Annotated in this window: 18 protein-coding genes; 7 read left to right on the top strand and 11 right to left on the bottom strand. The window is 66.1% G+C overall.

Going from position 1 to position 21218, the window contains the following annotated elements; all coding sequences use genetic code 11:
* Positions 1–2: 2 nt before the first annotated feature.
* The 4 genes from BHK69_RS12260 to BHK69_RS12275 all read right to left on the bottom strand — a co-directional run bounded on the left by BHK69_RS12260 (position 3) and on the right by BHK69_RS12275 (position 5568).
* Positions 3–1808 (bottom strand): gamma-glutamyltransferase family protein, encoded by a 1806-nt coding sequence (locus BHK69_RS12260; RefSeq protein WP_199579245.1) that lies wholly within the window; start codon positions 1806–1808, stop codon positions 3–5.
* A gap of 163 nt (positions 1809–1971) precedes the next feature.
* Positions 1972–2862 (bottom strand): ABC transporter permease, encoded by an 891-nt coding sequence (locus BHK69_RS12265; protein ID WP_069690351.1) that lies wholly within the window; start codon positions 2860–2862, stop codon positions 1972–1974.
* Positions 2862–3806 (bottom strand): ABC transporter permease, encoded by a 945-nt coding sequence (locus BHK69_RS12270; RefSeq protein WP_069690352.1) that lies wholly within the window; start codon positions 3804–3806, stop codon positions 2862–2864. The genes BHK69_RS12265 and BHK69_RS12270 overlap by 1 nt, the downstream gene beginning before the upstream one ends.
* A 256-nt stretch (positions 3807–4062) precedes the next feature.
* A complete protein-coding gene (locus BHK69_RS12275) occupies positions 4063–5568 on the bottom strand; it encodes an ABC transporter substrate-binding protein (protein ID WP_069690353.1) in 1506 nt (501 codons plus the stop codon).
* 396 nt (positions 5569–5964) lie between these two features.
* Here BHK69_RS12275 and otnK point away from each other — a divergent pair, with 396 nt between their 5' ends.
* From otnK to BHK69_RS12290, 3 genes are all read left to right on the top strand, one after another.
* On the top strand, positions 5965–7245 hold the full coding sequence (otnK, locus tag BHK69_RS12280) for a 3-oxo-tetronate kinase (RefSeq protein ID WP_069690354.1): 1281 nt from the start codon (positions 5965–5967) through the stop codon (positions 7243–7245).
* 127 nt (positions 7246–7372) lie between these two features.
* Positions 7373–8704, top strand: coding sequence for a malonyl-CoA decarboxylase (locus BHK69_RS12285; RefSeq protein WP_069690355.1), 1332 nt, complete (start codon positions 7373–7375; stop codon positions 8702–8704).
* 135 nt (positions 8705–8839) lie between these two features.
* Positions 8840–10387 (top strand): malonate--CoA ligase, encoded by a 1548-nt coding sequence (locus tag BHK69_RS12290; protein ID WP_083269278.1) that lies wholly within the window; start codon positions 8840–8842, stop codon positions 10385–10387.
* A gap of 121 nt (positions 10388–10508) precedes the next feature.
* Here the strand turns inward: BHK69_RS12290 and BHK69_RS12295 are convergent, their stop codons facing one another.
* Complete coding sequence (locus BHK69_RS12295; RefSeq protein WP_069690356.1) at positions 10509–11273, bottom strand: MBL fold metallo-hydrolase; 765 nt, start codon at positions 11271–11273, stop codon at positions 10509–10511.
* 110 nt (positions 11274–11383) lie between these two features.
* Positions 11384–11974, bottom strand: coding sequence for an NADPH-dependent FMN reductase (locus BHK69_RS12300; protein WP_069690357.1), 591 nt, complete (start codon positions 11972–11974; stop codon positions 11384–11386).
* Positions 11975–12073: 99 nt separating this feature from the next.
* On the opposite strand from BHK69_RS12300, the gene soxR reads away from it, so the two are divergent.
* A complete protein-coding gene (soxR, locus tag BHK69_RS12305) occupies positions 12074–12508 on the top strand; it encodes a redox-sensitive transcriptional activator SoxR (protein ID WP_425285556.1) in 435 nt (144 codons plus the stop codon).
* A gap of 121 nt (positions 12509–12629) precedes the next feature.
* On the opposite strand, the gene BHK69_RS12310 is transcribed toward soxR, so the two are convergent.
* The 5 genes from BHK69_RS12310 to BHK69_RS12335 all read right to left on the bottom strand — a co-directional run bounded on the left by BHK69_RS12310 (position 12630) and on the right by BHK69_RS12335 (position 17718).
* Complete coding sequence (locus BHK69_RS12310) at positions 12630–13427, bottom strand: creatininase family protein (RefSeq protein WP_069690359.1); 798 nt, start codon at positions 13425–13427, stop codon at positions 12630–12632.
* A 544-nt stretch (positions 13428–13971) separates the two neighbouring features.
* The gene (locus BHK69_RS12320; RefSeq protein ID WP_069690361.1) at positions 13972–14631 is read right to left on the bottom strand and encodes an NAD-dependent epimerase/dehydratase family protein; all 660 of its coding nucleotides are present in this window, start codon (positions 14629–14631) and stop codon (positions 13972–13974) included.
* A gap of 56 nt (positions 14632–14687) precedes the next feature.
* A complete protein-coding gene (locus BHK69_RS12325) occupies positions 14688–15635 on the bottom strand; it encodes an SDR family oxidoreductase (RefSeq protein WP_199579326.1) in 948 nt (315 codons plus the stop codon).
* Between the two features lie 2 nt (positions 15636–15637).
* Positions 15638–17059 (bottom strand): FAD-binding oxidoreductase, encoded by a 1422-nt coding sequence (locus BHK69_RS12330; protein WP_069693595.1) that lies wholly within the window; start codon positions 17057–17059, stop codon positions 15638–15640.
* An 11-nt stretch (positions 17060–17070) separates the two neighbouring features.
* The gene (locus BHK69_RS12335; RefSeq protein WP_158516192.1) at positions 17071–17718 is read right to left on the bottom strand and encodes a GNAT family N-acetyltransferase; all 648 of its coding nucleotides are present in this window, start codon (positions 17716–17718) and stop codon (positions 17071–17073) included.
* A 361-nt stretch (positions 17719–18079) separates the two neighbouring features.
* On the opposite strand from BHK69_RS12335, the gene BHK69_RS12340 reads away from it, so the two are divergent.
* The 3 genes from BHK69_RS12340 to BHK69_RS12350 all read left to right on the top strand — a co-directional run bounded on the left by BHK69_RS12340 (position 18080) and on the right by BHK69_RS12350 (position 21112).
* Positions 18080–19108: an ABC transporter substrate-binding protein gene (locus tag BHK69_RS12340; protein WP_069690363.1), complete on the top strand. Its 1029-nt coding sequence runs from the start codon at positions 18080–18082 to the stop codon at positions 19106–19108.
* Between the two features lie 161 nt (positions 19109–19269).
* Positions 19270–20085 (top strand): ABC transporter ATP-binding protein, encoded by an 816-nt coding sequence (locus tag BHK69_RS12345; RefSeq protein WP_069690364.1) that lies wholly within the window; start codon positions 19270–19272, stop codon positions 20083–20085.
* 148 nt (positions 20086–20233) lie between these two features.
* A complete protein-coding gene (locus tag BHK69_RS12350) occupies positions 20234–21112 on the top strand; it encodes an ABC transporter permease (RefSeq protein WP_083269279.1) in 879 nt (292 codons plus the stop codon).
* The last annotated feature ends 106 nt before the right edge of the window (positions 21113–21218 follow it).

Consider the following 21218-nt stretch of genomic DNA (forward strand, 5'->3'; position numbering starts at 1 on the left):
CTTCAGCGTCCGGCAGCGTAGGCTTGCATCAGACGCGGGGTGGCCGCCGCGCGCAAGAGGCCGTTGCGGCTCTTCTCGGCCGCGGTCAGGCGCCCGACCGTCCAGGCCGGGGCGCGCTCCAAGGAGTGGTCACGCCGGACGAGGTCGGCGAGCGCCGCCTCGCCGATGCTCTCCTCAACCATCAGATGCCCCGGCCGCGCCTCGCGTGGATAGAAGGAGGAGGGGAAGTGCTGGGTGTGGAACAGCGGCAGGTCGATCGCCTCCTGCAGGTTGAGGCCGTGATGCACCCGGCGCAGGAACATGCCGAGCTGCCATTGCTCCTGCTGGTCGCCGCCCGGCGTGCCGAAGACGAGGCGCGGCTCGCCATTCTCGAAGGCGAGCGTCGGCGTCAGCGTCGTGCGCGGCCGCTTGAAGGGGGCGAGCGAGGCCGGCAGCCCTTCTTCCAGCCAGAAGGCCTGCGCCCGCGAATTCAGCGGGAAGCCGAGCGAAGGGATCACCGGCGAGGATTGCAGCCAGCCGCCCGAAGGCGTCGCGGCGATCATGTTGCCCCATTTGTCGATGACGTCGATATGGACGGTGTCGCCGCGCCGCCCGGCCGCGACCATCGAGGCCATGGTCGGCTCGCCGACGCTGGCGCCGCCCGTGCCCGACTGGCCGGCAATGCGGACGCCGGCGAGCATGCGCCCGACCTGTTCCTCGTACCCGGGGACCGTGCCGGGCCGCAATTCATGCGAGGCCCGCTCGCCGATAAGCTCGCGACGGCCGCTCGCATAATCCTCGGAGAGCAGCGTCGCCAGCGGCACCTTCACGAAATCCGGATCGCCGTAATAGGCCTCGCGGTCGGCGAAGCCGAGCTTCAGCGCCTCCGTGACATGATGCACGAAGGCGGCGCTGTTGGGGCCCATCCCGGCGATATCGATGCCCTCCAGGATCTTCAGCGTCTGCAGGAAGACCGGGCCCTGGCCCCAGGGGCCGATCTTGAAGACCTCCCAGCCATGATAGGTCACGCTCGTCGGCGTCTCGTAGCTCGGCTGCCAGCGCGCCATGTCGTCGGCGGTGAGCAGGCCCTTATGGCGGCGGCCCGACGAATCCATCGCCTCCGTCGTCCGGCAGAATGTGTCCATCGCTTCGGCGACGAAGCCCTTGTACCAGGCGTCATAGGCCGCCTGGATCTGTTCCTGCCGGTCGGAGCCGGCGGCTTCCGCTTCGGAGAGAAGGCGCTTGTAAGTGTCGGCGGCGGCCTGGTTGCGGAAGAGCTCCTTGGCCTTGGGCACATTGCCGCCGGGCAGATAGACCGCGCCCGATGTCGGCCATTCCCCGGTGAAGAGTTCAGTCAGTTCCGCGATCGAGTTCGAGACGCGCGGCAGCATCGGGTGGCCGTTCTCGAAATAGCCGATCGCGGGTTCGAGCACCTCGCGCAGGGGCAGGCGGCCATGGTCGCGCAGCAGCGTCATCCAGCCGCCGAAGGCGCCGGGCACCACGGTCGAGAGCAGGCCGGAGCCCGGGATCAGGTCGAGCCCGAGTGCCTTGAAGGCCTCGATCGTCGCGGCCTCGGGAGCGGGCCCCTGTGCGCAGAGAACCTCGACCTTCTTCGTTTCGGCCGAGTAGAACACCGCCGGCATGTCGCCGGCCGGGCCGACGAGGTGCGGTTCCACCACCTGCAGCACGAAAGCGGCCGCCGCGCAGGCGTCGAAGGCGTTGCCGCCCTTTTCCAGCATCGCCATGCCCGAGGCGGTGGCAAGCCAGTGCGTCGAGGTGACGACACCGAAGGTGCCGAGGATTTCGGGGCGGGTGGTGAACATGGTCAGTCTTCCTCAGGGCAGTGAAGGCCAGAAACAAAACACGCCGTCATTCCGGACAAGCCGCGTAGCGGCGCAGATCCGGAATCCATCGGAGGCCACCGAACTCTATGATGGATTCCGGATCTCCGCTCCGCTGCGTCCGGAATGACAGGGGGAGATCGAACGCAAGTCACCCCTCCTTCGGGTCGAGCGCGTCGCGCAGGCCGTCGCCGAGCAGGTTGAAGCCGAGCACGGCCAGGAAGATGGCGACGCCGGGCGCGACCGACATCCAGGGCGCCTGCTCCATGAAGTTCTTGGCGACGTTCAGCATCTGGCCCCAGGAGGGCGAGGGCGGCTGCTGGCCGAGGCCGAGGAAGGAGAGTGAGGCTTCCAGGATGATCGCCTGCGCCATGAACAATGTCGACTGCACGACGATGGGCGACATCGTGTTGGGCAGCACATGCACGAACATGAGGCGCAGGTCGCGCGCCCCCACGGCCCGCGCCCCCTCGACGAAATCCTCCGCCTTCACGCTCATCACCTGTCCGCGCACCAGCCGGATGAAGATCGGCACGGCCGAGAGGCCGATCGCGATCATCGCATTGGTCAGCGAGGGGCCAAGGATTGCGGCAAAGGCGATCGCAAGGATCAGGAAAGGGCAGGCGAGCATCGCTTCGGTCACGCGCGAGATCGCGATATCGATCCAGCCGCTATACCAGCCCGAGAGCAGGCCGAAGGGGATGCCGATCGCCAGCGCGATCAGGACGGAGACGATGCCGGCAAGCAGCGAGGTCTGCGCCCCGTAGAACAGGCGCGAGACCTGGTCGCGGCCGAGCTCGTCCGTGCCGAACCAGTAGAGCTCGGAGGGCGGCTTGCGGATGGCGAGGAAGTTCGACTTCAGCGGGTCGGCGAGCGGCAGCAGCGGGGCGAGCAGCGCCATCAGCACGAAGACGAGCACGATCGCGCCGCCGATCAGCGCCGAGCGGTTGCGCAGGAGCTTGCTGAGCGCGCTGCGGCGCGGGCGCGGAGCGGGCTCGATGGCGCTTGCGGGCGCGGTTGTTTCGAGGGTCACATCCGCCATCAGCCGCTCCTCAGGCGCGGGTTGACGAGGACATAGAGCACATCGGCCAGGAGGTTCATCAGGATGAAGCCGATCGCAGTGCAGAGCACGACGCCCTGGACCACGCCATAGTCGCGGTTGAACACGGCGTCGATGATCAGCTTGCCGAAGCCTGGGATGGTGAAGACCTGCTCGGTCAGGACGGCACCGGCGAGCAATTCGCCGAAGAGCAGCGTCGAGAGCGTGATGATCGGCACCAGCGCATTGCGCAGCGCATGCCGGTTCACCACCGTGTCCTCGTCGAGGCCCTTGGCGCGGGCGGTGCGGACATAGTCGGAGCGCAGCACCTCCAGCATCGCCGAACGGGTATGGCGCATGATGAAGGCGGCCAGCCCGCCGCCGAGCACGAAGGCCGGCATGATCAGGCGCTCGATCGAGGCTTTCGGATCGACGAAGATCGATTCGAAGCCCGAGGCCGGCAGCCATTTCAATTCGACCGAGACCACCAGGATCAGCATGATCCCGAGCCAGAAATGCGGGACCGACAGGCCAAACAGCGCGACCGCGCTCGCCGTGTAATCGGCCAGCGTGTCCTTGCGCCGCGCCGCGATGATGCCGGCCGGCAGGCCGATGCCGACCGCGACGATCATCGAGGCGACGGCGAGCTGCACGGTGACGCCGAGCTTTTGCCAGATCAGCCCGAGCACCGGTACGCCGGTGCGTAGCGAGCGACCGAAATCGCCCTGCACGACCTGGCCGAGCCAGGCGAAGAACTGGACGAAGATCGGATCGTCCATGCGATAGATTTCGCGCAGTTTTGCGATCACCTCCGGATCGCGCTCCTCGCCGGCGATGACGAGGAACGGGTCGCCCGGCAGCGCCCGCTGCAGCGCGAACACGAACAGCGCGACCAGGAACAGCGTCGGCAGCGCGATCAGGACGCGGCGGCCGATCAGCGCGAGCATGGTGCGCCGCTCGATTGAACTGGTCGATGAGCCGCGGCGTCATTGCGAGGAGCGAAAGCGACGAAGCAATCCAGGAGGACGTAGAGCTCTGCCGCTCCTGGATTGCTTCGCGGAGCCTGTACTCGGGCTTGCCGAAGGCAAGACCCGGGTGCTCGCCAAGACCCGGGTGTTCGCCAAGACCTGGGTGCTCGCCAAGATCTGGGTGCTCGCAATGACGACATGGTCAGGTCCGGTCGCAGAAAGCGTCTCGCCAGTCTCACTGCCGCTTCAGCCCGGACAGCCGGATCATCCCGTCGGGGTTGATCACGAAGCCCTGGAGGTTCGCGCGCAGCGCGAAATAGCGCTTGTCGTTGTAGAGATAGACGATGGGCAACTCGTCCTGCAGGAATTTCTGAGCCGCGTCGTAGTGCCTCTTGCGTCCGGCTACGTCGTAGATCGTCCGGGCTTCGTCTAGGGCCTTGTCCACCTCGGCATTGGAGTATTTGCCGTCGTTCTGGTTGCCCTTGGTGGTGACAAACTGGTGCAGATTTCCGTCCGGGTCGATGCGGCCCGACCAGCCGATCAGGCTCATCTGGAACTTGCCCTGCTGCTGGTCGCGCAGCTGGCTGGCGAATTCGGTCGAGCGGACCTGCACGTCGATACCGGTCTCCTGCGCCATCGCCTGAATGACCTGCCCGACCTGCGCTTGAACCGGATTGTTGGTGACGAAGAGTTCGACCGAGACCTTCGACAGCCCGGCCTCTTTGAGCAGCGCCTTGGCCTTGGCGACGTCGCGGGCCGGCACCGGGAATTCGGCGCTGAGATAGGGGTTGCCCGGGTTGAAGGGCTGGATTATCGGCTCGTACAGGCCGTCGAACACCGCGTCGTTCAGAACCTTGCGGTCGATCGAGAGCGAGAGCGCCTGGCGTACGCGCTTGTCCATGCCCATGGGTTGCTTGGCGCCGTCACCATTATTGGTGTTGATGGTGATGCCCTGGTAGCCGAGATTGGCGACGCTCATGACCTTGATCGACTTGTCGGCTTGGGCCGATTTCACGTCGGTCGGTGCGAGCCGCTCCAGGATATCCAGTTCGCCGGCGCGCAGATTTGCCAGCCGCACCGTGGTGTCGGGGATCGAGCGATAGATGATGCGGTCGAAATGGTAATTCGCCGCCTCCCAATGCTCCTTGAACTTCTCCAGCACGATGCGGTCGTTCTGGACGCGCTCGACGAATTTATAGGGGCCGGAACAGACCGGCTTGGTGGCGACGTCGCCGCTCAGGCTCTTGGGCGCCAGCATCATGCCGGCGCGGTCGGTGAGCTGCGCCAGGAGCGTCGCATCGGGGCGCTTCAGCTTCATCACGATGGTCGAGGCGTCGGGCGTCTCGATGCTGTCGACCGAGGCGAGCTCGGATTTGCGCAGCGAGTCGGGCAGGGTCCGGGCGCGCTCGAGATTGGCTTTGGCGGCCTCCGCGTTGAAGACGTCGCCATCATGGAATTTGGCGTCGGTCCTGAGCTTCATCGTCAGCGTCAGCCCGTCCGCCGAGAAGCTCCACTCGGTCGCGAGCCTTGGCACCAGCTTCAGCTCGGGCGTGATGTCGAGCAGCTTGTCGCAGAGCCCCTTGAAGACGATGCGGCCGACGAAGGTGCGCGCCTTGTGCGGGTCGAGCATGTCGGGGTCTTCCTGCAGCCCGACGCGCAGGGTCGAAGGCGTTTGGGCTGCGACAGGGAGCGCCGCCAGCGCCAGCAGGCCGGCCGAGGCCAGGGTGGTCAGGAGCTTCATGCGGTGGTCCCCTCTCTATCTCTCGTTCGGTCTATGTCTTGTTCGGTCTCATGGCGCCGCTCTCCCGTTCTGTCGCGAGCCGGGTTCTGACGACCGGTTGCATCGCGTCTATGGTGAACGGTAGCGGCGCCTGATTTCGTTCCACTCGGTACTAGGCTGGCGCAATTTCGTCGCGGCGTCGATGGCTATCCTGTTGCCCGTGCCGCAATCCTGCATGCTTTCGCAGCGCGTCCTCGCATGCAAGTTGACGGCCAAGGAACCTGCCATGTCGAGGACACGCCATGCGCCCGCATCTGTCACTTGCGCCGCGATCTCTGGTAACAACGCGGCAAGGATGACGCGAAGCGCACCATGTTGTGACTTACCATGTTGTGATCTGGGAATGGAACGAAGCCGATGCTGCTGGGTGTGATCGCCGACGACATGACGGGTGCGACCGATGTCGCGCTGATGCTGAACCGCGCCGGCATGCGCACCATCCAGGTCATTGGCGCGCCAAGCACCGGGGCATCAAGCGCGGGCGCATCGCTTCCCGATGCCGATGCGGTCGTCGTGGCGCTGAAATCGCGCACCAACCCGGTCGCTGAGGCGGTGGCGGATTCGCTCAGTGCTTGCGAGGCGCTGCTGGCGGCCGGCGCGAAGCAGATCCTGTTCAAATATTGCTCGACCTTCGATTCGACGGCGCAGGGCAATATCGGCCCGGTCGCGGATGCGCTGATGCAGCGGCTCGGCACCGGGATGGCGATCATCTGCCCGGCCTTCCCCGCCAATGGCCGCTCGATCTACCAGGGCTATCTCTTCGTCGGCGCGGTGCCGCTGCATGAAAGCTCGATGAAGGACCATCCGCTGACGCCGATGCGCGATTCGAACCTGATGCGGTTGATGGGCGCGCAGACCAAGGCGCCGGTCGGTCATGTCGGCTATGCCACGGTGCTGGCGGGTGCTGAGGCCGTGAAGGCGCGTTTCGCTGCGCTGGCGGGGGAGGGGGCGCGCTATGTCGTCACCGACGCGCTGACCAATGACGACCTGATGGTACTGGGCAAGGCCGTTGCCGGCCATGTCCTGCTGACCGGCGGCTCCGGCATCGCGATGGGCCTGCCGCAGAATTTCCGCGAGGCCGGGCTGCTGCGGCAGCGCGCCGCGCCTGTGAGCCTGAGCGCGCCGAAGGGCCGCGCCGGCATCATCTCCGGCAGCTGCTCGACGGCGACGCGCGGGCAGATCAAGGCGGCGGTCGCCGCGGGCTACCCCGCTTTGAAGGTCGACCCGCTGGCGCTGGCCGCCGGCACGCAGAGCGCGGCGCAGCTTGCCGCCTGGGCACTGGCGCAGCCGCAGGACAAGCCCTTCCTGCTCTATTCCAGCGATGATCCGGCCGAGGTCGCCGCGATCCAGGACAAGCTCGGCCGCGACAAGGCGGGCGAGACGGTCGAGCACGCTTTCGCCGAGACCGCGCGGCTCCTCGCCGATGGCGGCGTCTCCAAGCTGCTCGTCGCCGGCGGCGAGACCTCCGGGGCCGTCGTCCAGGGGCTCGGCATCGGGACGCTGGAGATCGGCCCCGAAATCGATCCGGGCGTGCCCTGGACGCGCGTCGTCGCCGGTCCCGATCTCGTGATTGCGCTGAAATCCGGCAATTTCGGCACGCCCGACTTCTTCCTCAAGGCCTGGGCCTTGCTGGATTGAGGGTTTGGGCCCGGTTTCGGCCAGGCCGCGCTCCCGGCGCGGTTCCGGTCCCGCGAAACTCGTATAGGATGCTTGGCGCTTGGGATGCTTAGCGTTTGGGATTCTTGGCGTTCAACTGGAGGTCCGCATGGATATGGCGTTTCTCGGAGACCTTCTGACCAGCGTGGCGGATCGCGGCCGGGCGCTGATCGGCTTCGAACGCTTTGCCGGGCGCAACCGGCCGATCGACCGGCTCTGCGAGGATCTGCTCTCGGGGCGCGGCGAAGCCTCGGGCATGGCGCTGGCGCAGGCGGTCCTGAACGCCTGGGAAGGGCTCGACCGGCAGGGCCGGCAGGCCTTCTTCATGATGCTCCAGGAGCGTTTCGGGCCGGATCAGGAGCGATTGGGCAAGGCGATCGAGGCCTATCGCAAGGAGCCCGGCACGGCTGCGATCGCTGCCCTGCATTTCGCCTCCGAACCGCGCCGGCAGGAATTGCTGCGCCGGCTCAACCTCGCGCCCGACGGCACGCATGTTCTGGTGCGGATGCGCGAGGCGCTGTTCGAGGCGATGGAGGCCGAGCCTGAGCTCAAGGCCGTCGACAGCGATTTCCGCCACCTCTTCGGCTCCTGGTTCAACCGCGGCTTCCTGGTCCTGCGCCGGATCGACTGGCGCAGCCCCGCCAATGTCCTGGAAAAGATCATCCGCTACGAGGCGGTGCACGAGATCCAGGGCTGGGACGATCTGCGCCGCAGGTTGGAGCCGGCCGACCGCCGCTGCTTCGCCTTCTTCCACCCGCAACTCGTCGACGAGCCGTTGATCTTCGTCGAGGTCGCGCTGACCGGCGCGATTCCGCACAGCATCGGCGAGCTCCTGAGCGGCGAGCGCGAGGTGCTGTCCGCCCAGGCGGCGACGACGGCCGTGTTCTATTCGATCTCGAACTGCCAGGAGGGGTTGCGCGGCATCTCCTTCGGCAATTTCCTGATCAAGCAGGTGGCCGAGGACCTGAAGCGCGAATTGCCGGGGCTCGAGACCTTCGTCACGCTCTCGCCGGTGCCGGGTTTCGCGCGCTGGCTCGACGACATCATTGCCGATCCGGGAGATTTCCACCTGAGCAATGAGGAGCGCTCGGAACTCGCGCGCCCGGCCAGCGAGACGGGCCTGCTCGACGATCCGGCCAAGGCAAGGCGCGACAAGCTGCTCGGCCAGATGGCGGCGCAATATCTGCTGCGGGCCCGCACGGCCTCGGGACGCGTCATCGATCCCGTCGCGCGCTTCCATCTCGGCAATGGCGCGCGGCTTGAGCGCATCAATGTCGGCGGCAACCTCTCGGCGCGGGGCTTGCGCGAAGCCCATGGCGTGATGGTCAATTATCGCTATGACCTCGGCGATATCGAGATCAATCACGAGGCCTTCGCCACCCGCAACACGGTCGTCGCCTCCTCGGGCGTGCGCAAGCTGCTGCGGCCGGCAGCCGGATGAGGCGAAGGCGAGTAGCGAATGGCGAATGGATAAGCCATCGCTCTCTTCGCCACTCGCCACTCGCCATTCGCCACTCGCCATTCGCTACCCGCTACTCGCCATTCGCTACCCGCTTTCGAAGAAGGACCCGAAATCATGGGCAACCACCTGTTCGACCTCGTCAGGTCGCGTATCCCCGCGCCGAACGCGCCTTTTGCGACGCTCGATGACGGCCGCAGCTACAGCTATGCCGACATGGTTGCGGTCTCCTCCCGCTTTGCCAATGCGCTGGTCGGGCTTGGGGTGAAGCCCGGCGACCGCGTCGCGGTGCAGGTCGAGAAGAGCATCGAGGCCTTGATGCTCTATCTCGGCACGGTCCGCGCCGGCGCGATCTTCCTGCCGCTGAACACCGCCTATACCCCTGCCGAGATCGAGTATTTCCTTGGCGATGCCGAGCCCGCGGTCTTCGTCTGCGATCCCGCCAAGGCGCAGGCCCTGAAGCCTTATGCCGAGAAGGCCGGTTCGAAGCTCGAGACGCTCGGCGTCTGGCGTTCAGCCGATGTCTCCGCCGGCACGCTCTCCGACAAGGCGCTGGCTGCTGCGACCGAGTTCGCCGATGTCGCGCGTGGGCCCGATGATCTCGCCGCCATCCTCTACACCTCGGGCACGACCGGCCGCTCCAAGGGCGCGATGCTGAGCCATGACAATCTGGCCTCGAACGCGCTCGCTTTGGTCGACTACTGGCGCTTCACCAAGGACGACGTGCTGCTGCATGCGCTGCCGATCTTCCACACGCATGGGCTTTTCGTCGCCACCAATGTCGTGCTGCTCTCGGGCAGCGCGATGATCCTGCTGCCGAAATTCGATCCGGACCAGGTCTTCAAATATCTGCCCCAGGCGAGCTGCATGATGGGCGTGCCGACCTTCTATGTCCGGCTGCTGCAGGATAACAGGCTGACCAAGGCGGCGACGCAGCATATGCGCCTCTTCGTCTCCGGCTCGGCCCCCTTGCTCGCCGAGACCCATCGCGAATGGCGCGAGCGCACCGGCCACGCCATCCTCGAGCGCTATGGCATGACCGAGACCAATATGAACACCTCCAACCCCTATGAGGGCGAGCGGGTGGCGGGCACGGTCGGCTTCCCGCTGCCGGGCGTCTCCGCCCGCGTCACCGACCCCGAGACGGCGAAGGTGCTGGGCGCCGACGAGATCGGCATGATCGAGGTCAAGGGCCCCAACGTCTTCAAGGGCTATTGGCGCAATCCTGAGAAGACGGCGGCCGAGTTCCGCCCTGACGGCTTCTTCATCACCGGCGATCTCGGCAAGATCGACCCCGCCGGCTATGTCCATATCGTCGGGCGCGGCAAGGACCTGATCATCACCGGCGGCTACAATGTCTATCCCAAGGAGGTCGAGACCGAGATCGACGAGATGCAGGGCGTGGTCGAAAGCGCCGTCATCGGCTGTCCGCACCCCGATTTCGGCGAGGGTGTCACCGCCGTCGTGGTGGTCAAGCCCGGCGCGACGATCACCGCCGCCTCGATCGCCAAGACGCTGGAGCAGCGCCTGGCCAAGTTCAAATTGCCCAAGCAGGTCTTCATCGTCGACGATCTGCCGCGCAACACCATGGGCAAGGTCCAGAAGAACCTGCTGCGCGAGACCTATAAGGACATCTACGCCAGGCAGATGAAGGCGGGGGAGTAAGGCTCTCCGTCAGTGCGAGCGTAGCGAAGCAATCCAGAGGCGGCAGCGCTCTACGTCTCCTGGATTGCTTCGCTACGCTCGCAATGACGGCGCGGTTCCCCGCCAAGGCAACAACGCAGCCTCAAGCCGCTCCGCTGGCCCGCAGTTCGATCGTCTCGCCATCCTGCGGGATCAGCAGGCGCTCGCTGCCGATGCCGCGCGCCTGCGCGGCCTGCCGCAGGGCGGCGCGGCTGACCGTGGCGTGGTCGAGCGCTTCCATATGGGTCGCGATCACGGTCGCGCGCGGCGCCGCCTCGCAGAGGTCGAGCGTCTGCCCGGCATCCATCACGATCAGCGTGCCGTCCCAGAGCGCGCCGCAGGAATGCGTCACGATGATGTCGGGGTCGGTCGCCTTCACGGCGTCGAGCAAGGGCGGGTAAAGCACGCTGTCGCCGCACCAGTAGAAGGCCGGCTCGCCCGGCGCCTCCAGGCCGAAGCCCATCACCGGCCCCATCGTCTCGACGACCGCGCCGGTTCCATGCTGGGCGGGATGCGATTTGAGGATGATCGGGCCGAGCCGGAGATAGCAGTCCAGCGGCGTGATCGCGCGGAAGCCCGCCTTGGCGATGGTCTCCTCGTCGCCGGCGCGGCAGATCAGCGGCAGGTCCTTGGGCAGGCGCTCCTTGGCGACCTCGTCGAAATGGTCGGCGTGCAGATGCGAGACGATGACGAGGTCGACCCCGGCGAGGATGTCCTCGATCGGCAGCGGCAGCTCGACCATGGGATTGTTCGAGCGGCCGGCGATGGAGCGCCGGCTGTGGCGCGCCCCGAGATCGGGATCGACGAGGATCGTCCTGCCGGCATAGCTGAGCTTGAGGGCGGCATTGCGGAGAAGTTGTAGCTGCATAGTCGCTCTGGTTCCTGTGGCGATGGCATTCTTTCCGCCATCGCCGGCCCGGCAACCAGTTCGAATTTGTGCGGCTATGGCCACAGATCCGTGAAGTGACGGCGCTGGTTTCAGGCCGCGAATTGCCCGTAAGGCACGCTGTTTCGGGCGTTGCGCAGCGCGCTCGCCCACCAGTGCAATTGCGCCAGCATCACTGCCATCGCCTTCTCCGGCTGGTCGGCGTCGATGAGCTTTCCCGACGCGTCGAAGCGGCTCCAGACATTGGCGAAGCAGACGCCGTCGCGGATCGTCATGGCGTGGAGCTCGGCGAAGACGAGGCGCAGTTGCTCGACGGCGCGCAAGCCGCCCGAGACGCCGCCATAGGAGACGAAGCCGACCGGCTTGCCGCGCCACTCCTCGCCGACCAGATCGATCAGGAACTTCAGCGCGGCGGTGTAGCCACGATTATATTCCGGCGTCGCGATGACGAAACCGTCGGCATTGCCGATGCGCTGGCGGAGCGCTCGCACGGCGTCGTGTTCGCCGCGCGGATGCCGCTCCGGCAGGCCGAGCGTGGCCGGGTCGATGATGTCGAGATCGAAGGGGCCGTCGCCTTCGATCTGCGCTGCGGCCCAGCCGGCGATCGTGTCGCAGAGGCGGCCTTCACGGGTGCTGCCATAGATCAGCGCCAGCTTGATCCTGGGTTCGAGCCTGCGGTGCATGGGGGATGTGCTCCAGTTTGCGTGTCGGGAGCCAGCTGTATAAGACATCAACTATAGTTGAGGTCAAGAGCGCAGATGGCGAACGGGCATGCATCTCCCTTGGACGAATTGAGCGTCGGCGAGGTCGCGCGCCGCACCGGGCTTGCCGTCTCCGCGATCCATTTCTATGAGGCGAAAGGCCTGATCCGCAGCAATCGCAGCGCCGGCAATCAGCGGCGCTATCCGCGCGAGGTCTTGCGGCGGGTTTCGATCATCAAGGTGGCGCAACGCACCGGCATGCCATTGAAGACGATCCGCGAGGCCTTCAAGGCGCTGCCGGCCGAGCGCACGCCGACAGTCGCCGACTGGGCGAAGCTGTCCTCGCTGTGGAAGGCGGAGCTGGAGCGGCGTATCGACCGGCTGACGCGCTTGCGCGACCACCTGACCGACTGCATCGGCTGCGGCTGTCTCTCGGTGAAGGGTTGCCCCTTGCACAATCCCTGGGACAGGCTGGCCGAGCAGGGGGCGGGCCCGCGCTTGCTCGATCCGGATTGAGCTGTTGAGGGCGTGGGTCCAACCCCGTCATTGCGAGCGCAGCGAAGCAATCCAGGGGCGGCAGCGCGAGACCCTCTGGATTGCTTCGTCGCTCACGCTCCTCGCAATGACGGCCGATGCCTCACTCCGCCTTGTGCAGCTTCGCCAGCGGAAAGCGCGCGACATCCGCCAACAACTGGACGAAGCCATTCGCCTGGAACGCCGCCGTCGCCTGGCCTTTCCCGGCTGTGGCGAGACTGGCGTCGCCGGCTGCGCCCGAGGCGTGGACGTCCTGCGCCATCCAGGCGAAGGCGTGCAGCCCGGTCGGCCGCAGCCAGGTGTAGTCATCCGCCATCGCGATCGTCAGCGGCTCGAAGCGCCCGGCCTTGCTCATATCGACGAGGTCTGGCCGGAAATGCAGCATGAGCGAGGTCTCGATATCGCCGGCATGGATGCCGTGATTGGCGTCGAGATCGGCAAAGAGGCCCTGCGGCAGGCCGAAGGCGCGCCAGGCGGTCGTCACGGTGAGCATGCCGAAGCGCACGCGCAATTCGCGCGCGACCACCTTCATCGGGTCGACATTGCCGCCATGCGAGGTGACGATGACGAGCTTGCGCAAGCCTGCACGCCTGACACTCTCGCCGATCTCGATCCAGGCGCTGGTGGCGGTCTCCCAGGACAGCGTGAGGGTGCCGGGCGAATGCAGGTGTTCATTTGATTTGCCCACCGCCATGGTCGGCAGCACCAAGACGTCGAGCCCGGCCGGGACGAGCGGCATCGCTTCAGCCAGCATCGCGTTCATGATCGTGGTGTCGACGGAAACAGGCAGATGCGGGCCATGCTGCTCGATCGCCGCCAGCGGCAGGACCGCGACGGTGTTGTCCGCGGACAACCCTTCGAATTCAGTCGTCTTCAGCTCGCCCCAGAAGCGCGCGGTCATGGTTTCGTCCTTGCAGCCAATCGAGGGCGCAATCCTAGGGCATCGGCCCGAAAAGTGGGAACCGGTTTTCGGGGCAAGCCGATGCAGGATCAGGGCATCGGCCCGAAAAGTGGGAACCGGTTTTCGGGGCAAGCCGATGCAGCGAAAGGGGGCACCCTTCTCCCGTCCGGCAGAAGGAAAGAGGCGTCGCGGCTTGCGGTCATGGCGGTGGATGATGCCATTGCGGCGAGGCGCGGGGAACCCTTCTCCCGAATGGGAGAAGGGCAGGGATGAGGGTGTGCCGTTGATTGTTGGGGCGCAACTGCGCCGGAGCGCCTCCTATTGAGAGGGCACACCCTCATCCGGCGCTGCGCGCCACCTTCTCCCCCGAGGGGAGAAGGGAAGACCGCGTCGCGGCAGCAGCGAAGAGCTCGCAAAGCAATGACGATGGAGCTGCCGTCAGGGAGCATGAGTCATCCCTTTCTCGGTAGGCCCTTGATCTCGCTCGATACATAGCAGCTTAGCCTCTCGGAATGAGGGCTCGAACTATGGGCCGAACGGACCGTCAAAGCCGGTTGATGTCGGCATTTTCGAGGATGGGCTTGGGCGCTCCCTCCCTAGCCACCTTGAGCATCGCCTTGCCGATCTGCTCGGTCGTGGTGATGGAATCAGGCAGCCAGCGCTGCAGCAGAGGCAGCAACGGCGCGGTCAGGTCGTAGATCACGCGATAAAGCCTCGTCTTGGAGCGGATGCCGTGCAGTGGCTGGATCGCGCCCGGGCGGAACATGTAGGAGGCCCTGAAAGGCAGGCGCATGATGGCGTTCTCGGTCGCGCCCTTCACCCGCGCCCACATCCAGCGGCCTTTTTCGCTGCTGTCGGTGCTGGCGCCAGAGACATAGACGAACACCATCGCCGGATTGAGACGCACCAGCGTCCCGGCGGCGGCGAGCGCGATATCATAGGTGATGCGGCGATAATCGGCCTCGCTCATTCCCGCAGAGGCGATGCCGAGGCAGAAGAAGCAGGCGTCGAAGCCCGTGAGCTGCGGTTCGATAGCGGTGTAATCCGTCAGATCGGCGTGGACGATCTCGCGCAGCTTCGGGTTGCTCTGCCCGGTTGCGCTGCGGCCAATGGTGAGGACCTCGCTCACGTCGGGATCGAGCAGGCATTCGCGCAGCACGCCTTGCCCGACCATGCCGGTCGCGCCGAAAATCAGGACTTTCATGGAGGCCGTGCCTTTGATCCGGTTTTCGTCGAGACCGTGCGGTGACGTTCTCGGCTTCACCAGATGGGGGCTGCTGCCGCCTTGGCAAAGGGGTGGCCGGTCAACTGCTCCGCAACCTGCCAGAGCCGGGCCGCGATGGCGGGGTCGTTGGCTTCGCCGACGATTCGCGCCGGCACCGGCGGGCCCTTGATCTCGTAGAACCCGTCTGGGCCGTAATATCCGCCCTTCACCACCATGGCGGCCAGGGCGGCGTGGAGACTGGGCAGCGCGCCGTCGGCCGTCGATTGGCTGAGGAGCGGCGCCAGCAGCGGCACCAGCCGCCAGAGCAGCCGGGACGGTCCGGAGCGATCGCGGGCCGGACCGTTCGCGATCAGCTCGCTCGTCGCCCAGCCGGGATGGGCGGCGACGCTGGTCAGGCCCCAGCCATGCGCATCGCTGCGACGCTGCAGCTCCAGCGCGAAGATCAGCATGGCGAGCTTCGACTGTGCGTAGGCCTGCCATGGGCGGTAGCGTCTCTCGCCTTGCAGATTGTCGAAAGCGATCCGGCCGCGGCGATGGGCGAGGCTGCTGAGCTGGACGATGCGCGCGCTGCCGCTTCGGCGCAGAAGCGGCAGCAGATGGCCGGTCAGCGCGAAGGCTCCGAGGAAATTGGTGCCGAACTGCATCTCGAAGCCGTCAGCGGTGGTCTTGCGCGCGGGCAGGGCCATCACGCCGGCATTGTTGATCAGGATATCGAGCCGGCCGTGCCGCGCAGCAAAGCTGTCGGCGAAAGCGGCCACCGAGGCGAGGTTTGCCAGATCGAGCTCCGCGAACGAGACACTCGCGCCGGCCACGGCGCTCTCAATGTGGGCGCGCGCCTCCTCGCCCTTGATGGGATCGCGCCCGGCGAGGACAACCTCAATACCGGCGCGCGCCAGTCCCAACGCGGTCTCGAAGCCGAGTCCGCCTGTGCCTGTGACAATGGCGAGCTTGCCGGTGTGTGGCGGGGCGTTCGTGGCGGCCACAGCTATTCCGCCGCTGCCGTGGTCTTCGCTGCCGAAGTCTTCGCCTCCGTGGTCTCGGCCTCCCAGCCCAGCAGCTTGCCCGGATTCATCAGCCCATAGGGGTCGGCGAGGCGCTTGAACTCCGGCTGCGGCGCGTCGGTGCGCTTCCAACCGGCATTGTTCAAAACCCATGTATGCGGGTTCGAGGCCTGGATGCCGGCCTCTTCGGCCTGGCGCATGATCTCGTGCAGGCGCTCCGCCGTGCTGAAGCGCACCAGCGGCAGGCTGGAGTGATAGACCTTGCCCTGCCGGCGCTGGAACTCGATGTGGAAGATCACGTCGTCGCGGAAGGCCTCCACGGCCCAATCGAGCAGTTCGAGATTGCGGCCGGGCGGAAAGCGAAGCTGCAGATAGGTGATCGTCGGATCGAGCTTGAGCGCGTGCAGCGTGGTGTGGTTCCAGGTGTATTCGTAGAGCGGGCCGGGCGCGCCCTTTTCGCGATGCTCGCCGAAGGCCGCGGCTCGTGCCGCTTCCGCCCCGCGCGAAAAGGTCACGGTGCCGCCCATCTCCGCGATCAGCCGGTCGAGTTCGTCGCCCTGCGGCTCCGACACCATCAGGATGGCGAAGGCCTTGTTCTCCCCGAGATAGGGCCCGAGGCGCTTGAGATAGGGCGCGATGGCGGGGGCGTGGATGCTGACGAGCTTCTTGGCGATGCCGTCGCATTCGGTGAAGGCCTGGCCGAAGGCGGCGGCCTGTTTCAGGCTGTCGAAGGTCGCGATCCGCTCGGCCCAGGCATGGGCCGGCGCGAGCGGCACCTCGACCTCGGTGATGATGCCGTTGACGCCATAGGCGTGCATCACCTTGAGGATCTCCTTGCCCCGCAATTCGATCAGGCGCGGCTCCGGCTCGACCGTCATGACTTCGAGCGCGATCACCGCGCCGAGATTGTCGATCTGGCCCCATGTACAGGAACCGGCGCCGGCCGCGCCACCCGCGACGAAGCCGCCCAGCGTCGCCTGCGCCCGGGTCGAGGGATGCATGCGCAACTCCTGCCCGAGCGGCCAGAGCGCCTTGTCGATGTCGAGCAGGTTCGCGCCTGCCTCGAAGCGGCCGGCGCCGAGCGTGGTCGAGACGACACGGTTGAGCCGGGTCAGGTTCATCACCACGCCGCCTTCCAGCGGCACGGCCTGGCCGTAATTGCCGGTGCCGCCGCCGCGTACCGTCAAGGACACGCGATGGCGCGCGCAGGCCGAGGCGATGCGGGCGACCTCCGCCTTGTCGCGCGGCAGGATGATCAGCTCGGCCTGCTTGCCCTCGAGATCGGGCTTCAGCACCGGCGAGAACCAGAAGAAGTCACGGCTATGCATGCGCAAGCTCGGCGCATCCTGATAGATCGTCAGATCGGCGAGTTCGGCGCGCAGCGCGGCGAGGGCAGGGCGGATCATGGCAGGGCTGATCATGGCAGGTCCGGCGCGCTGAGGTAGTGGGTGAGGGTGAGATAGCGCCTCATGCCTAGGGTTTCCGCCAGCCGGATGGAAGCCGTGTTCTCCTCGGCGACTTGATAGCGCGCAACATGGCCGCGACGCGTCAATTCCGCCAGCGCCGTGTGGACGACGCGATAGGCCAGGCCTTTGCCGCGCTCTTCGGGCAGGGTGTAGACGCCCCCGACCTCCCAGACCGGGCCGTCGATCTGGAAGGCAAAGCAGGCCGATAGCGGCCTGGGGCCGTCCCTGAGCACGCTGATGAAGGCGCGCCCGTTTTCGATGAGCGGGCCTAGCCACGCCGCGCTGTGGCCTTGCGCCGCCAACAGCTCGAACGGCGCCTCAGCGGTGGTCGTCTCGATGTTCGCGCCCGCATCGAGCGGGACCATGATTGTTGCGGTGTAGGACAGGAAGGCAGTGCGCCGTTCCAGGGGAAATTCCTCCGCGACCATCAATCGATCGGCCTCGTTCGCCAGCTTGAAGACCAGGGTCTGCTCCCGCGGCACGAAAGCCAGCAGGTCCCGCGTGAGTTCGGGGCTGTTGCTGGCGATGAGGGCCGACGCGCTGGCTGCCGGATAGGTCTCGCGATCGAAATCGCTGAAGCGGTGGTCGAGCAGCAGCATTGTCGCCGCATCATCGCCCCTGACGATCTGATGCACGGTCGCGGCCTCCGGGGAGGCGAGCAGAAACTTCAGGAGAACCACGTTGTCGAGGGGCGCCCGCCTGAGCACGGCGAGCAGCGTATCGGAGACGGCGTGTTCGGAGCGCATTGCGCCAGCCTAGCCGGAACCGCCCGCCGCGGAAGCCCGCTGCCTGCATCCCTGGATCGCGCGGTGTTTCTGCTTGCGGCCTGGGCAATTGCACGTTCTCTGTGCGCAAGCGCGTCATGCCGCATTTCCTGCCAGCGGTGCTGCATGGCATGTATGTTGCTGGCCCGCGATCACGGCGCATTTGCGCAAAAGCCTTATCCAGGAGGTCTCCAGCATGATGATGAAGTATCGCATCAACCGGCGCGCGGCGTTGGGCCTCATCGGCGGCTCGGCCGCCTCCGTCCTGGTGCCGGTGCCCGGCAGCAAGGTCAGCGCCCAGACGCTCGACAAGGTTTCCTACCAGACCAATTGGCGCGCCCAGGCCGAGCATGGCGGCTTTTATCTCGCGGTCACCAACGGCATCTACAAGAAATACGGCATCGACGCCGATATCCGCCCCGGCGGACCGCAGCAGAACCCTTCGCAGCTCCTGCTCGGCGGCCGCGTCGATATGATCATGTCGAACTCCTTCGAGGCCATCCGCTACGCCCAGGAGAACATCCCCTTCCTCTGCATCGCCTCGATCTTCCAGAAGGACCCGCAGGTCCTGATCTCGCATCCCGGCCAGGGCAATGACTCGCTGGTTGCGCTGAAGGGCAAGCCGATCCTGGTCGGCGCTGCCGGGCGCACCAGTTACTGGCCCTTCCTGAAGGCGAAGTTCGGCTATACCGACGAGCAGATCAGGCCCTACACCTTCAACATGGCGCCCTTCCTGGCCGACAAGACCATCTCGCAACAGGGCTTTCTGTCGTCCGAGCCCTTCGCCATCCAGAAGGGCGGGGTGAACCCGGTGGTGCATCTCATCGCCGATGCCGGCTTCGAGAATTACAACACCACGATCAACATCTCGCAGAAGATGGTCGCGGAGAAGAAGGACCTGGTCCAGCGCTTCGTCACCGCCTCACTGGAAGGCTGGGCCGAATACATGAAGGCCGGGCCGAGCGCGGCCGCAGCCAACGCCCAGATCCTGAAGGACAACCCCGACATGGATCAGGAGAAGATCGACTACGCCGTCAAGGTCATGAACGAGAAGGGCATCGTGCTCTCCGGCGACGCGCTGACGCTGGGCATCGGCGCCATGACCGATGCGCGCTGGGGCAGCTTCTACAAGACCATGACGGAGGCGGGCGTCTTCCCGGCCGGCGTCGATATCAAGAAGGCCTACAGCCTGGAGTTCGTGAACAAGGGCGTGGGCAAGGCGTGAGGCGTTCGGCGGCCGCCTCCTCGCCGTCATCCCGGACAAGCCGCGAAGCGGCGCCGATCCGGGATCCATCGTAGAGTGCGGCACCCTTCGATGGATCCCGGGTCAAGCCCGGGATGACGTCGCACTCGTTGTGACTGTCACAGACAACGGATCATCAGGCTTTGGACACAGCCTATCTAAGCACACCCCACGCAGTCCGCAGCAGCGACGCCAAGCCGCTCGTCTGCGTGCGCCATGTCTCGAAACAGTTCGCCAACGGCACGCTCGCCGTGCGCGACGTCAATCTGCATCTGGGCGCCGGCGAGTTCGTCAGCCTGCTCGGCCCCTCCGGCTGCGGGAAATCGACCCTGCTGCGCATGATCGCCGGGTTGGGCGCGCCCTCGACCGGCACGATCGAATGGCCGACGACCAGCCATGACGCCTCGGGCGAACCTGAGCGCGATCTCGGTTTCGTCTTCCAGGACCCGACCTTGATGCCCTGGGCGACCGCGCTCGCCAACGTCATGATGCCGTTGACGCTGAAGGGCGTCCGCAAGAGCGAGGCGCAAGGGCGCGCTGCCGAGATGCTGGCGCTGGTCGGCCTCAAGGGCTTTGAGAAATCCTATCCGCGCGAGCTCTCCGGCGGCATGAGGATGCGCGTCTCGATCGCGCGCGGGCTCGTGCTGCGGCCAAAGATCCTGCTGATGGACGAGCCTTTCGCGGCGCTCGACGAGATCACTCGCCACCGCCTCAATGACGACCTGCTCGAACTCTGGTGGAAGGAGAAATTCACCGCCGTCTTCGTCACCCATTCGGTCTTCGAGTCGGTCTATCTTTCCAAGCGCATCGTGGTGATGGCGGCACGTCCCGGCCGGGTCATGGCCGATCTCGATGTCGATGCGCCCTATCCGCGCGACGATCTCTTCCGCACCTCGCCGGAATACGCCCATCTCTGCCGCGTCGTCTCCGGCAAGCTCAAGGAGGCGATCGGCTCATGAGCGCGTTCCCAACCCGTCATTGCGAGCACCCGGGTCTTGCCTTCGGCAAGCCCAAGTACAGGCTCCGCGAAGCAATCCAGAGGTCTCGCTCGTCGGCCCCTGGATTGCTTCGTCGCTCCGCTCCTCGCAATGACGCGCAGGTGCGGCGATGACGGTATCCGTCGAAACGCACGCCCCCCATGACGGCACAGACGCCGAAGCCCGCCCCGTCTTCGCGACGGAGCCCCGCATCCTGGGCCTGCCCGCCAGCGCCTGGCCGCGCCTCCTGGCGCCGATCGTCATCGGCGTCCTGGCGCTCGGCCTGTGGGAGTTCCTGGTCCGCTGGAAGGAGATTCCGCCCTATGTCCTGCCCGGGCCGCTCTTGATCGGCCAGACGCTGATCGCCGACTGGGGCACGCTCTCGGGCTCGCTCTGGATCACGCTGCGCATCACCTTCATGGCGCTGGCGGCGGCCGTCATCGTCGGCGTTGCGCTCGCCGTGCTGTTCACCCAGTCGAAATGGCTGGAGATGTCGCTCCTGCCCTATGCGGTGATCCTGCAGGTGACGCCGATCGTGGCGATCGCGCCGCTGATCATCATCTGGGCCGGAGACATCAACCTCTCGCTCTTGATCTGCGCCTGGATCGTCGCCTTCTTCCCGATCCTGTCGAACACCATCCTCGGGCTGAATTCGGCCGATCACAACCTGATCAACCTGTTCCAGCTCTATGGCGCGACGCGCTGGCAGACGCTGCGGCATCTCAAATTGCCGGCTGCCTTGCCCTACTTCCTCGCCGGGCTGAAGATCTCGGGCGGGCTGGCGCTGATCGGGGCGGTCGTCGCCGAATTCGTGGCCGGCACGGGCGGCAGCTCGTCTGGCCTGGCCTATCGCATCCTGGAGGCGGGCTATCAGCTCAAGATCCCGCGCGTTTTTGCCGCCCTGATCATGATCTCGCTGTCGGGGATAGCGATCTTCCTTGCAACGAGCTGGATCTCGCATCTCCTGCTGCGGCGCTGGCATGAGAGCGCGCTGAAACGGGAGAATTGAAGCCCTGTCGTCATTGCGAGCGCAGCGAAGCAATCCAGGGGGACGTCGAGCGCTACGACTCTGGATTGCTTCGCGTCGCTCGCAATGACGAAGCTGAAATGGGTAC

Source organism: Bosea vaviloviae (genome assembly GCF_001741865.1).
Taxonomy (GTDB): domain Bacteria; phylum Pseudomonadota; class Alphaproteobacteria; order Rhizobiales; family Beijerinckiaceae; genus Allobosea; species Allobosea vaviloviae.